Here is a 12,963-nt window from a genome sequence, read left to right as displayed (position 1 = left end):
GGATGGTCAGTTCGGACGGCCGATCCCGGAGATCGTCCGGTTGATCAGCGCGCGATCCGCTTCCGCGCCGTGGCGCTCCGCAATCAGCGTCGCGGCTGCGTTGGCAGCGGCAACCGCGGTCTTTGCACGAACCTCGTTGAGCGCGGCACGCTCCGCAGCGGCGATCTTGTCCTCGGCCATTTTGGCACGGCGCTGAACCAGTTCCTCCGCGTCCGACTTGGCCTTGGCGATGATGACTTCCGCTTCATGATTGGCCTGAGCGGCCATTTCACCGGCCGTCTTCTCTGCATCGGCAATCTTGCGCGCATACTCATCGCGCAGCGCCTCTGCCTCGGCCCGAAGTGCCTTGGCCTCGTCCAGCTGGCGACGGATGTCGGCGATCTGACGATCCAGCCCGCCCAGAATCAGCGCCGGGACCTTCTTCCAGATCAGGATCGCGATCAGCACGATCATCGCCAGCGACACCCAGACGGTGCCGTTCAGGCCAAGCAGCTCCGGATCGACGTGATGGTCAGGGCCACCCTCGGCAATGCTGGTGCCCAGCGCCTCGGTGCCCTCAGCGCTCATGCCCTCTGCCTCGGCGGCATGAGCGAGATTCTGCGCCACCTGGGCAGAGCCACCCGCGGCAGCACTCAGGATGATGAACTCAGCCATGTGCCATCGCCGCCTTTACGGCGCCCCTTGCTTCATCGGCCGACACCTGCACGCCCGAAACGCGCGCCACGATGTCCTGCGTGGCTTCCGCCGCAACCGCCTCGATCTCGTCGAGGGCGCGCTGGGTGGCCGCCTTGATATTCGCCTCAGCTGCTGCGATCCGCTGCGCCTGTTCCTGGCCGGCGGCGTTCAGCGTCTCTTCGCTTGCCTTGGCAGCACGCTGACGTGCCTCCGCGACGAGCGCCTGAGCCTTCTCGCGATTGGCCTGGTCGCGCACGCGCCAGTCCGCCTCGACCTTGTCGGCTTCGTCACGCGCAGCGGATGCCGCGGCGAGATCAGCAGCAATCGAATGATCGCGTGCGTCGATCGTCTTCTGCACCTTGGGCAGCATGCCACGGCCGACGACGAAGAACACAACACCGAACGTGACGACGAGCCAGAACAGCTGCGACGCCCAGGTTGCGGCAAGTTGGGAGATCTGAGGCATCTTGAACCCTTAACCTCCCGACCGTTCGCGCTTGCCTGACCACCTGCCGCTCGATGCCGAGCGGATCGGGTCAGGCCGCGCGAACGGCGGAGGATTGGTATCCTGTTAGGCGACGAAAACCAGGATCATCGCCACGACGAACGAGAGCAGACCGAGAAGCTCGGCACCGGCGAAGCCGATGAAGAGACGGCCCTGCTGTGCGTCCGCCGCACCCGGGTTGCGCAGCGCGCCTTCGAGGAACTTGCCGAACACGTTGCCCACGCCGAGCGAGGCAAGGCCCGCGCCCACAGCGGCAAGACCGGCGCCGAGCAGCTTTGCGGCTTCTGCGTCCATTTCAGTAACTCCCTATCAAAATCAAAAGGTTGGATTGAACAGTACGAGACTTAGTGCAGATTGACCGCGTCGTTCAGATACAGCGAGGTCAACAGCGCGAAGACATAGGCCTGGATACCGGCAACCAGCAGTTCCAGGGCGGAAATGCCGACCATCAGGCCGAAAGACGGAATACCGACCAGCAGACCGATCCCAGCGCCGGCATTGCCAGCGTTGATCACGAAGCCCGCCAGCACCTTCAGCAGCACGTGGCCAGCCGTCATGGCGACGAACAGTCGCAGGCCAAGGCTGAACGGACGCACCATGAACGAAACGAACTCGATCAGCGGGATGACCGGCAGCAGCCACCACGGCGTGCCATGCGGCACAAAGAGGCTGAAGAAGTGCAGGCCATGGCGCCAGAAGCCGACCACCAGGACGATCGCGAAGCTGAGGATCGCGAGAATGCCGGTGATGGTGAAGTGGCTAGTGAAGGTGAACGGATGCACACCAACAACGCCGAGCGGCAGGAGGCCGAGCACGTTGGCGAACAGGATGAACATGAACAGCGAGAAGACGTAAGGGACGTACCGCTTCCCCTCGGGCCCGATATTCGACGCCAGCATGTTGTCGATGAAGCGAACAAAGCCCTCGACCATCACCTGACCGCGGGTCGGAATGAGCCGCCCCTTGGTGCCGAGCGCCATGAACGCGATCAGCCCCAATGCAGCCACAGCCATCCACATCGCCGAATTGGTGAAGGCAATGTTGTAGCCGGCAATCTGCCAGTCCTGGGTGCCGAACAACGGCTCAACCAGGAACTGGTGCATCGGATCGATCTTGCCGCCGCCTTCCGCCACGCCTGTTTCCCTTAACGAAAGCGCCCGATCTTACTTCGGGCGCTGGCTAGAAATCCGAATGATGTTTCTGAACGCGACGATCGTCCCGAGGGCGAGCATCACGAGCAGACCCCAGGGCTGCGTACCCGCGAATCGGTCGATTACCCAACCGATCAGCGCGCCGCCGACCATCCCACCAATCAGTTCGGCCAAAACGCGGTTTCCGAGGCGATAGCCGCCATCGGATTCCGCCTTGCCCGCCCCTGCTCGGTGCGCCTCGTCCGCCTGCGCCGCCTTCAACCGCTCATCGAGCGAGGAGAGACGTGCATCGGTGCCGAGGGTGTCTGGTCCGGGCTCGTTTTCTGCCATCCACGCGTCCCCCAAGTGTTTTTGGGCAGGCGCAAGGAAGCCAAGTGGCGAGCCCGCCAAGGCGCCGTCCGGTTAGCCGGGGGGTCCGGGGGTGTCAACACTTGCGCAACCTTCCGTCACACTGCCGAAAGGGGCAGACGCACCGATCTGCGTGATCCTGAAGGGCGCAGCGACCGCGATCCACCGGCGCGCGCGTGGCCCGGACGGCCGTTGCGAAAAGCCGGTTTACGGCGAACAAATCGGCGGTGCCGGGTCGCCGCAGAAGTGCACATGGGTGCTGAGCGCCTCAAGCTAGAAGAGGAGCCCAGCGATGAAGGTCAGACGCAGCGCGGATCGCGAGTCGGCGCACCGGCGCCGCGAGTCGCCCATTCGCCGGACGGCGTGCGATACTTCTCCCCGGCCGCCGTCTGCTGAATGAGATTGCAGCCGCTGGTGAAGGCGAGCTGCTCCACGGTCGCACCGGAGGCCTGCGCCTTTTGCGTGTACGCGGCCTTTCGCTGGATATTGATCGCGTTCACCAGCGCGCGAAGCTCCGCGGAGCCGGCACCAACCACACCAAGATAGCCGTCCGGCTGCTCGCCAACCTGGCCAGCCGCCCGCGCGGCGGCGTAAGCAGGGTCGCGCTGCGCCCAGGCACTCGCGGAGATACCGGTCAGCGCCAGCGCCCCGGCCGCCATCAGCATCGCCTTTTTGGTCATCATCAGAAAATCCCCGGATTCTGCTTGATCAGCGACTTCGCCTCATTGTCGAGGCGATACACCACCTCCTGCGTCACGCTGATGTTGAGGTTGATGACAATCGGCTTATCCGGCGCAGAGACATTCACGCACGCGCTACTCGCCAAACTGAGGCCAATCACCGCCACCCTCTTCACCATCGCAAAAGTCGTGCGCCCCTGATGCTTCGTCAATGTTTCGCTCATGGCATATTCTCGCTTGCGGGGGGCTGAATGGTGGGCGGAGCAGCGCGCTTGTTCTGCTCCTCCAGCAAAGCAGGCAGGTTGCGCTCCACCAGCCGTTTGGGATCGTAGAAGGACGCGGCCGTGTCGATAAGACCGCGGAATGGCGCCTTGATGCGGACGTTGAAGACAAACGGCAGCCGCTGAAGACGCCGGACCAGAAAGTTCGACTTGGCCCCTTCCCCCTGGCTGATCCCCGCGAAACGTACCTCGGTGATCATTTCGCCTGCGAGCGGGCCATTCATTACCAGCTCAAGGCTGCGATAGCGTAGCGAGCGAAGCGCCTGGAACGCGATATTGCCCCAGGTGCCCAGATCCCTTTCGGTCAGTTCACCCAGATACGCGAGACTGCCGCCGCCCTCGCGGACGACCAGCCGGCCATTCTCGACGCGGCCACCGGATTGATCGAACACCATGGGCAGTTCGCCATCGAACACGCCCGTTGCATCCAGATTCTTGAAGTCGAACTGCTGCAGGAACTGCCGCGCCTCGACACCGTCGGCGCGGAAGGTGAGCCGCCGCGCCTGCGGCGAGGAGAAGTCAAGCAAGGTCGGCTGCAAGGTCAGCGTGCCGCCGCCGAACGGCCAGCGGGCGCCCTTTACGGCGATGCGCAGATCGCGCAGCAACTGATATTCGATCCTGCCGTCGGTCACGGGAACGCCGGGATTGATTTCGGCGACGGTAGCGATCTGGGCAGGTGCCGATTCGAGTGCCAGAAGGTCGGTGAAGTGCACCTCCCCCTTGATGCCGGTGACCGGGCCGAAGGCAGCGGCAAGATCCGTGTCGTTGGTGCCAAAGGTACCCGTGGAGGTGACGCCCTGCGGAGACCAGGCAATGTCGCCGCGGCCCCGCACCGTGCCGTGCACATCGGCGATGACGCCGAAGGTCAGTCTGGTGAGCTCCTCCGGCTGGAACCCGTCACCGAAGGTGATGCCCGGCACCGCCAGGTGAGCCGCGCCCTCGCCACTGGCGAGCGCATGGCGGATCGTGACGTCCGCGACCTTCACGTTCTTGGCTGGGGCGCGAAGCGTGCCCTCAGCCGTGATCACATTGTTGGCGAGCCGCAGTGTGACGCCGCGCGCATCAAGCGGATTGAACCGCGGGCTTTCGGCTGCGTCAGCAACATTCAAATTGCCAGACAGCGCCAGGACGCCGTTGGCGAACCGCCAATCGCCACGCGCGCCGGACAGCAGCAAGGGCACGTTGCCTATCTGGCCGGCGCCCTCCGCGAAGTCGCCCGCAAGCGCACCATGGCCGCCCACCCGCCCGTCGAGCCGTCCGAAATCAAGCCGGGTCACGCTGCCCGGACGGCCGAGCCGCGCCGCAACTTTGTTCAGCGTGAAACCGGCATCGACGTGCCGCCAACGTACCCCGGCAATCGCCAGCCCGAGTGGCGATCCGCCGAGCGCCCCACTCAACCGCACAGTACCGGCCTGCACGCCGCCTGCGACCTTGCCGCCGTCGATCCGCAACAAGGCGCCGTCGAGCGGACACACGTTCAGTTTCGCCGGCCGCAAGTGCAGCCCCGAAACGGATAGAAGGCGGAAGCTGGCCGGCACGCACGAGGGATTGACGATCAGCTTGCCGCGGTCAGCGCGCAGGTTGAGCGGCAGCTGTAGCGCCTCCACCCGTCCCGACCCCAGTGGTCCGGTTAGCGTTGCGACAGTAGCGAGGCGCCAGTCGCCGACTGGTGAAAGGGCAAAGCGGGCCGGCGCAAGTGCGAGACTCGCGCCATCAGCGACATAGCGCGCCAGCGTCGCGGTCCCAAGCACCGGCCCCCCGGCGCGCGCTTGCGCAAGATCGACGCGGCCGGTCGGAAGGCCGCCGCCGCCAAACCGCAGGCTGCCGTCAGCGCGAAAACCGCCGCTCTCGCCGAGCACTAATCCCTGACCATCCCCGAAGCTGGCCGAAGCGCCCGAGCGCGCCTCCATTGTCATCGCGCGCACCGTCAGAAGCGGCCGGCCCGCTGCCGAGCCGAGCGCCATTTCGCCGCCGACGTCGAAGTCGGTTGCGGCAGCTGCCAAGGCGCGCGCTGCCGCATAGGCGAGCGGCGCCACCGGGGTGCCTGCCGCCGCATCGGCCGCTTCACGCAGCCGCGCGCGGGAGGCAGGATCAATCGCCATGCCAAGACCCTCGACCCGGCCCGCCGCGAGCGCGCGTCCCGACGCAACACGCCAGGTGCCGGCAAAGCTCACGGCCTGCCCGCGCACTCCCATCGCGTTCAGCGCTTCACCCCGAAGCTGCGCATCGCCCTCGGTCCGTGTCGGAGCGCCGGTAAAACTCAGCTGACCGCTCAGGTTCGCCAGCCGGACGCCAGTGGCGGCGATGACACCGGTCTGCACGGCGGCAGATCCCTGCCATCGATCAAGAGCCGAACTCAGTGCCACATCCACCCGCGCCTGTGGCGCCGCCACCGTTGCGCCATCACAATTGAGCGTTTGCAGCCGTACGGGGCCGGTGAGTTTCGGCGCTGCGTCGCGGATGGCAATCTGCAGCAGCGCGGTGGGGCGGCGAAGCTGGCAGCCGCCCAGGCTCATGTCTCCGCTGGTCATCGCCAGGGTGCCCCGAAAGCCATCGTCCAAACGACCGCGGCCCACCAGCTTGAGCCCGACGACACCGAAAGGCGTGGTGAGCCGCATGCGGGCATCGTCCACCGACAGGTCAATCTGCGGCAGGGCGAACGGCTTTCCCGAGGGCGCCGGCATCAGGCGATCGAGCGCGCCAAGTGAAAGGCGCCCGTCCACCAGACGTCCGCGCAATCGTACCTGCCCGGCCCGAACGGCGTTCAACGACGGCCTACCGCCGACCACCGACATGCGGGTTTCCACCCAATCGGCCACCAGATCCGGATTTGCGGGATCCCCGATGATCACGTTCGTCAGCCGTTGCCGTTGAAAGCCGAGATCCTCGATCCGGTAACGGGCCGGCACACCGCTGGCGGCAAAGCTGCGGTCGATGAAACGCGTCGCGATGGGAATGCGGCTGAGCCACAGCACCATGAGCAGCGCCGCGACCATGACAATCAAGGCAAGCAGCACCCGCGTTCCGGTCACCCGGCGCGGCCGCTTTTCCTCCTCTACGACCGCCACCTCACCCCTTCCGAACCGCGGAACGGCGATTCTCCTACGGGCTCGCCGCGCCAGTTGGAAGCGGTGGCGCCGCTGGGGCGCGGCAAGCAGGGGCCGCCGGTTAGGACGAGAGACAATTGCACTCTGCCCGTCCCCAGCCTAGCCATGCCAGCGATGGCCGACAGCGATCCCAACGCGACCGACAATCACGGCCATCGCGCGCGGCTGCGCAGCCGCTTGCTCTCGGGCGGCGGGGAGGCACTGCTCGATCATGAGCTGATCGAATATCTGCTCGCCTTGGCCATTCCCCGGCGTGACACCAAGCCACTTGCCAAGGCGCTGTTGCGCGAATTCGGCGGGATCGGCGGATTGCTGACGGCAGATGCCGAGGCGCTGATGCGCGTGTCCGGAATGGGCGAGACCAGCGTGGCGGCGATCAAGATCGCGCAGGCTGCCGCGCTCCGCCTGCTTCAGGGGGAGGTCGCGGCACGGCCGGTGCTCGGCAACTGGCAGTCGCTGCTGGACTATCTTCATGCTGACATGGCGCATCATGTGATCGAGCGGGTGCGGGTCTTGCACCTCAACAGCCGCAACATGCTGATTCGTGACGAGGTGATGAGCGAAGGCTCGATCGACCAGGCGCAAGTGCATGTGCGCGAAGTGATCCGCCGCGCGATCGACCTTGGATCCGCCGCGATCATTCTGGTTCACAATCATCCGTCGGGGGATCCCTCGCCCAGCCGCGCCGACATCGAGATCACGCGGGCGATCGTCGATGCCGGCAAGGGGTTGGGGATCGCGGTGCATGATCACCTGATCGTCGGCACCAGCGGCCATGTGAGCCTGCGCGCCAAGGGGCTGATGTAACTGCGCAAGCGGCAGCGCTTAATGCCCGGCTTCCTTCTCCGCCTTTTCCTCGGCCGCCGTTTTGGGCTCGGACATCTGTGGCGGCTCCGATGTGATCATCGACCCTTCAAGCGCAATGTCGAGCTTCGCGTCGTCATCAAGCGGATTGCCGTCGGCATCGGTTTCGGCGAGCGGATCGGTCTGCGCGGGATTGAGGGGGGGATTGGGCATGATGGTCTCCTTCCACCCAACAACGGGGAAGCCGGCCCGCCCGTTCCGCCCAGCTCATTTCGCGTGGTAGAAGTCGTACACCTGCTGCGCGACGCCGGCGCTGACGCCCGGCGCCTTCTGCAGATCGGCGAGGCTGGCGTTGCGCACCGCCCGCGCGGTGCCGAAGTGCATCAGCAGCGCCTTCTTCCGCGCTGGGCCGATGCCGGGAACCTCGTCGAGCGGGCTCGCCCCCATCGCCTTGGCGCGCTTCTCGCGATGCGCGCCGATGACGAAGCGGTGCACCTCGTCGCGTAGCCGCTGGAGGTAGAACAGCACCGGCGAGTTCACCGGCAGCGTCAGCTCGCGGCCATCCATCAGGTGGAACACCTCGCGCCCCTCGCGGCCGTGGTGCGGGCCCTTGGCGACACCGACCAGGCACACGTCCTCGATGCCGAGATCCTCGAGCACCGCCTTGGCGGCGTTCAGCTGCCCCCGGCCGCCGTCGAGCAGCACAAGGTCGGGCCAATTATCGCCGTCGCGATCGGGATCCTCCTCGATCGCGCGGGCGAAGCGGCGAGTGAGCACCTCGCGCATCATCGCGAAATCGTCGTCGGTCGCCGCCTGCTTGATGTTGAACTTGCGATACTGGCCCTTGCGGAAGCCCTCCGGCCCGGCGACGACCATCGCGCCGACCGCGTTGGTGCCCTGGATGTGGCTGTTGTCGTACACTTCGATCCGCTGCGGCGGCTCGGCGAGCCCGAACAGGTCGGCGACCTCGCGGTTGAGCTTCGCCTGGGTCGTGCTTTCGGCCAGGCGGCGTTCGAGCGCTTCCTTGGCGTTGCGGCAGGCCTGTTCCATCAGCCGCTTGCGCGTGCCCCGCTGCGGCACTTCGATCGACACCTTGCGCCCGGCCTGCGTCGTCAGCGCCTCTGCGAGCAGGTCTGCCTCGGGCAGTACGCGATCGACCAGCACTGCCTTGGCGGGCGGTACCTCCTCATAGAATTGCATGAGGAACAGGGTCATCACCTCTTCCTCGGTCACGTCGGCGGTGTGCGCGGGGAAGAAGCTGCGGTGGCCCCAGTTCTGGCCGCCGCGGATAAAGAACGCCTGGATGCCGATCACGCCCTCATGGCTGGCGAGCGCGAAGATGTCCGCATCCCCCACCCCTTCGGCGTTGATGAACTGGGTGCCCTGGATGAAGGTCAGCGCGCGCAGCCGGTCGCGCAGCACCGCGGCCAGCTCGAAATCCATCGCCGCGGCGGCGGCTTCCATCTGGGCGCCCAGCTTCGCCTGCACGTCGGTCGTCTTGCCGGCGAGGAACTTCTTCGCGTCGGCAATCAGCTCGTCATAGCCGGCCTTGTCGATCCGGCCGACGCACGGCGCTGAGCAGCGCTTGATCTGGTACAGCAGGCACGGCCGGTCGCGCGTCTTGAAGAAGCCGTCGGTGCAGCTTCTGAGCAAGAACAGTTTCTGCAGCGCGTTCAACGTGTTGTTGACGCTGCCCGCGCTGGCGAAGGGGCCGTAATAATCGCCCTTCGCCCGCCGCGCGCCGCGATGCTTCTGGATGCGCGGAAACTCGTGATCGGCGCGCAACAGGATGAAAGGGAAGCTTTTGTCGTCGCGCAGCAGCACGTTGTACGGCGGGCGATAGCGCTTGATCAGCTGCGCCTCGAGCAGCAGCGCCTCAGCCTCGTTGTTGGTCGTGACGATGGTCATCGACCGGGTCTGCGACACCATCCGCTGGAGCCGCTTCGACAGGTTGTTGATCTGCGTATAGTTGGTGACGCGGTTCTTCAGCGCGCGCGCCTTGCCGACGTACAGCACGTCGCCCTTGGCATCGTGCATCCGGTACACGCCGGGCTTCAGCGGGAGCGTACGGACGACGTTGCGGATCGCGGCGACGCCAGCCTCCAGATCGGGCTGGTCGCTGCCGCGGATCGCGAATGTCGCTTTCTCTTCGTTGAACCGGTCAGGCGGGCCGTAGGAACCTTGCATCGTGTCGGCGATCTAGGGGGGAACGCCCTGTATTTGAACCTCTCTTGCCGCCTTTCATCGCGGATCACATCGCGATGGATGATCGGCTCACGTAACAGGCGAGCCCACCGGCGCGGGGTATGAACGGGCCATGCTGGGAACGACGGCGCGGCCAAAGGTGTTGAGCGCGCATGACCCAGAAACGCGACAGCAACGGCCGCTTCAAGGCCGATCACCGCCAGCGGAACGTCGCGATCGGCGCCGCAACGGCCATTGGTGCGATCGCCACCGGCCTCGCCAGCGCGATCCACTTCGGCTTGTTCGACCGGTTCTTCACGCCCCAAGACGGGCACCGCGTTCCCGATCTGGAGGGCGACAAGCACCCCGGGCCGAATGATCGCGCGGTCGACCATTTCCGCCCCGATCCAACCGCGCCGGTGCCGGAGTCCGAACGCGAGGCCCTGCGTCCCGCGACAGGGCCGGCGCCGGGCTTCGCGGCGAACCGAGGCGACATGCGCAGCGAGCCCTCGCCTACCTGACGCTCAGGGGGCGGTTGCGAGCCCGCAGCGGCGGGCCGCGGTCGGCCCTCGCCTATTTGGCGGGGGCCTTCACCCCGCCCGCTCGGTCAAACACCTTTTCACCACCCACCCAGGTCTGTTCCACCCGGATGGTCCGCAGCGCCATCGAGTCCGCGGCCAACGGATCGCGGTCGACGATGATGAAGTCCGCCTTCTGCCCAGGGGCGAGATTACCGAACTTCTGCTCAGCGAAGCCGGCATAGGCAGCGCCGCCTGTAAATGCCCACCAAGCCTGTTCACGAGTCACCGCTTCCTCGGGGCGCCAGCCACCTGGCGGCTGTCCCTGCGCGTCCTGCCGCGTGAATGCCGCTGCCCAGCCATCCCATGGATCAGGCTTCTCTACGGGAAAGTCGGATCCGAACGCGAGCTTGCCGCCATTCGCCAGCACCGACTTCCATGCATAGGCACCCGCCAGACGCGTCGGCCCGAGCCGCGCCTCCGCCATTGTACGATCCCCGGTCTGGTGCGTCGGCTGCATCGACGCGATGGTGCCGAACTTGCCAAAGCTTTTGAGATCGGCCGGATCGACCACCTGGGCGTGCTCGATCCGCCAGCGGCGATCACCGTTGTACGTCTCGCTCAGCACCTGAATGGCGTCCAGCACCTGCGCATTGGCCTTGTCGCCAATCGCATGAACCGCGAGCTGGAAGTTATCCATTGCCGCACGGCTCATCTGGTTCTGGAGCTGCGTATCGGTGAGGAAGCTCAGACCCTTCTCATTCGGCGCGTCCGCGTAAGGCGCCTTCAGCACGGCACCGCGGGATCCAAGCGCGCCATCGAGGTAAATCTTCACGCCGCCCATGCGCAGACGGTCGCCATAAAGCCAGGGGGTCGGCCCCTTGCCGCCGATCCGGCTCGCCGTTTCGACGCCTGCGGCGTAGCTCATGATGCGTACCCGAAGCGCGCCAATGTCGGCCATGCGGCGATAGCTCAGCCAGTCGTCCACCGTGGTGCCCATATCGGCAACCGCGGTGATGCCGTTCGCCAGCAGCTTCTGCTGCGCCTCCAGGAAGGCGGCGTCCCGCTCCTTGGGAAGCGGCTGCGGCACGGCGCGTTCGACCAACTGCATGGCAGCATCGACAAACACGCCGGCCGGCGCATTGCCTGCCTTTTCGATCCGGCCTCCAGCGGGAGCGGCGGTGGCGGACGTCACCCCGGCTTCGCGCATGGCCATGCTGTTCGCCCAGCCCGCGTGACCGTCTGCCCGCTCCAGCCACACCGCGTGCCCGGGCGCCACATCATCCAGATCCGCCGCCGTCGGGAAGCGACCAAGCCCCCATGCTTCCTGGTTCCAACCCCGCCCGGTGATCCACTTGCGATCCGGATTGGCGCGGACATAGGCGGCTACCATCGCCTTTGCCTCGTTCAACGAGCGAGCGCCGGAGAGGTCGAGCGACAGCGCGCCAAAGCCAAGCCCCATGACATGGCCATGCGCATCGATGAAGCCGGGCAGCAGTGTCTTGCCGCCCATGTCGATACGCCAGTCGTAGAGCGGCTTTCCGGCATTCTTCTTCAGTTCGCGACGACTGAGCTTCGGCGGCTCCTCGCCGGGAGGGATCAGCCGGGTGACCTTGCCGGCCTGATCGATCAAAACCGCCTTGAACCTGATCACCCGCCCGCCAGCCGTCGGGGCGATGCCGTTGACGTTGTCGACGATGCCGTCAGCGGTGGCCGGCGACGCCAAAAGCGCGGTTGCGAGAAGAAGAGCCCGCTTCATCGTGGCAGCCTCCGCACCAGCGCGCTCGTATCCTGCCGGCCACCGCCCATCTTCTGCACCTCAGCATAGAATTGATCCACCAGTGCCGTCACCGGGAGCGTCGATCCGTTGCGCTTCGCCTCGTCAAGCGCGAGGCCCAGATCCTTGCGCATCCAGTCGATCGCGAAGCCGAAATTGAACTCATCGGTGGTCATCGTCGGCCAGCGATTCACCATCTGCCAGCTTTGCGCCGCGCCGCCCGATATCGCCTCGAACACCTTGTTGAGATCCAGCGCGCTCGCCTGTGCGAAACGGACCGCTTCGGACAGGCCCTGAAGAACGCCGGCAATGCAGATCTGATTGACCATCTTGGTTTGCTGACCAGCGCCAGCCGCGCCGACGTGCACGATCCTGGCCGCATAGGCCTCCATGACGGGTCGTGCGCGGACAAATGCGGCCTCGCTCGCACCACACATGATCGACAATTGGCCCTTTTCGGCACCGGCCTGGCCACCAGAAACCGGCGCGTCGACGCAGAGCGACCGGGCGGCAGCCAATTGGCGCGCGATGTCCGCGGATACCGTTGTATGATCGATGAACACGGCGTCGTCGCGCATGACCGCGAAGGCGCCCGCGTCGCCCAGCGTGACGCCGGCAAGATCAGCATCATTGCCGACGCACGTGACCACCGCATCCGCATCCCTTGCAGCCTCGGCCGGCGTGTCCGCCACGGCAAGGCCGGTGGCCTCCGCCTTGGCCCTGGTACGATTGTAAACCGTGACGTGATGGCCCGCCCGCGCCAGATGAGCGGCCATCGGGGCGCCCATCACGCCCGTACCAATGAAAGCGATCTTCATGGTCGAAGCGGATAGGGGCAGTTTGCACGCGGCGCCAGATGGTCCTAGGACGCGTCATCGAACCTGGATCAATGATCCCGTTCGGGCTGAGCCTGTCGAAGCCCTGCCCTTCTTC

The 12,963-nt window shown here is 65.9% G+C and carries 14 protein-coding genes; 2 read left to right on the top strand and 12 right to left on the bottom strand.

What is annotated here, in order from left to right:
- Positions 1–6 precede the first annotated feature (6 nt).
- From LQ954_RS02225 to LQ954_RS02190, 8 genes are all read right to left on the bottom strand, one after another.
- Positions 7–654 carry a F0F1 ATP synthase subunit B family protein gene (locus tag LQ954_RS02225; RefSeq protein WP_231021746.1) on the bottom strand — a complete coding sequence of 216 codons (648 nt, stop codon included), beginning with the start codon at positions 652–654 and terminating at the stop codon, positions 7–9.
- Positions 647–1,141 (bottom strand): F0F1 ATP synthase subunit B family protein, encoded by a 495-nt coding sequence (locus LQ954_RS02220; protein ID WP_227771508.1) that lies wholly within the window; start codon positions 1,139–1,141, stop codon positions 647–649. The genes LQ954_RS02225 and LQ954_RS02220 overlap by 8 nt, the downstream gene beginning before the upstream one ends.
- Positions 1,142–1,246: 105 nt before the next feature.
- Positions 1,247–1,474, bottom strand: coding sequence for a F0F1 ATP synthase subunit C (locus LQ954_RS02215; RefSeq protein WP_046409264.1), 228 nt, complete (start codon positions 1,472–1,474; stop codon positions 1,247–1,249).
- A gap of 50 nt (positions 1,475–1,524) precedes the next feature.
- Positions 1,525–2,313 carry a F0F1 ATP synthase subunit A gene (locus LQ954_RS02210; RefSeq protein WP_231021745.1) on the bottom strand — a complete coding sequence of 263 codons (789 nt, stop codon included), beginning with the start codon at positions 2,311–2,313 and terminating at the stop codon, positions 1,525–1,527.
- Positions 2,314–2,343: 30 nt separating this feature from the next.
- On the bottom strand, positions 2,344–2,661 hold the full coding sequence (locus tag LQ954_RS02205) for an AtpZ/AtpI family protein (protein ID WP_227771506.1): 318 nt from the start codon (positions 2,659–2,661) through the stop codon (positions 2,344–2,346).
- 317 nt (positions 2,662–2,978) lie between these two features.
- On the bottom strand, positions 2,979–3,362 hold the full coding sequence (locus LQ954_RS02200; protein WP_415837113.1) for a YdbL family protein: 384 nt from the start codon (positions 3,360–3,362) through the stop codon (positions 2,979–2,981).
- Positions 3,362–3,538 carry a YnbE family lipoprotein gene (locus LQ954_RS02195; RefSeq protein WP_443026610.1) on the bottom strand — a complete coding sequence of 59 codons (177 nt, stop codon included), beginning with the start codon at positions 3,536–3,538 and terminating at the stop codon, positions 3,362–3,364. Before LQ954_RS02195 ends, LQ954_RS02200 begins: the two co-directional genes overlap by 1 nt.
- Before the next feature lie 41 nt (positions 3,539–3,579).
- Positions 3,580–6,708 carry an intermembrane phospholipid transport protein YdbH family protein gene (locus LQ954_RS02190; RefSeq protein WP_231021741.1) on the bottom strand — a complete coding sequence of 1,043 codons (3,129 nt, stop codon included), beginning with the start codon at positions 6,706–6,708 and terminating at the stop codon, positions 3,580–3,582.
- A gap of 153 nt (positions 6,709–6,861) precedes the next feature.
- Between LQ954_RS02190 and radC the strand changes: the two genes are divergently transcribed.
- Entirely contained in the window at positions 6,862–7,554 is a 693-nt protein-coding gene (gene radC / locus LQ954_RS02185; RefSeq protein ID WP_227771503.1) for a RadC family protein, read from the top strand.
- An 18-nt stretch (positions 7,555–7,572) separates the two neighbouring features.
- On the opposite strand, the gene LQ954_RS02180 is transcribed toward radC, so the two are convergent.
- On the bottom strand, positions 7,573–7,764 hold the full coding sequence (locus tag LQ954_RS02180; protein WP_231021739.1) for a hypothetical protein: 192 nt from the start codon (positions 7,762–7,764) through the stop codon (positions 7,573–7,575).
- Positions 7,765–7,818: 54 nt separating this feature from the next.
- Positions 7,819–9,738, bottom strand: a complete 1,920-nt coding sequence (uvrC, locus tag LQ954_RS02175) for an excinuclease ABC subunit UvrC (RefSeq protein WP_231021737.1) — start codon at positions 9,736–9,738, stop codon at positions 7,819–7,821.
- Between the two features lie 170 nt (positions 9,739–9,908).
- On the opposite strand from uvrC, the gene LQ954_RS02170 reads away from it, so the two are divergent.
- The gene (locus tag LQ954_RS02170; RefSeq protein ID WP_227771500.1) at positions 9,909–10,256 is read left to right on the top strand and encodes a hypothetical protein; all 348 of its coding nucleotides are present in this window, start codon (positions 9,909–9,911) and stop codon (positions 10,254–10,256) included.
- A 52-nt stretch (positions 10,257–10,308) separates the two neighbouring features.
- Here LQ954_RS02170 and LQ954_RS02165 read toward each other — a convergent pair whose 3' ends face one another.
- Both LQ954_RS02165 and LQ954_RS02160 read right to left on the bottom strand, forming a co-directional pair.
- A complete protein-coding gene (locus LQ954_RS02165; protein WP_231021735.1) occupies positions 10,309–12,012 on the bottom strand; it encodes an amidohydrolase in 1,704 nt (567 codons plus the stop codon).
- The gene (locus tag LQ954_RS02160; protein WP_231021733.1) at positions 12,009–12,848 is read right to left on the bottom strand and encodes an NAD(P)-dependent oxidoreductase; all 840 of its coding nucleotides are present in this window, start codon (positions 12,846–12,848) and stop codon (positions 12,009–12,011) included. The genes LQ954_RS02165 and LQ954_RS02160 overlap by 4 nt, the downstream gene beginning before the upstream one ends.
- Positions 12,849–12,963 lie beyond the last annotated feature (115 nt).

This window comes from Sphingomonas sp. IC-11 (assembly GCF_021043365.1).
Classification (GTDB): domain Bacteria; phylum Pseudomonadota; class Alphaproteobacteria; order Sphingomonadales; family Sphingomonadaceae; genus Sphingomonas.
This window is presented reverse-complemented; position numbering and strand designations above follow the sequence as displayed.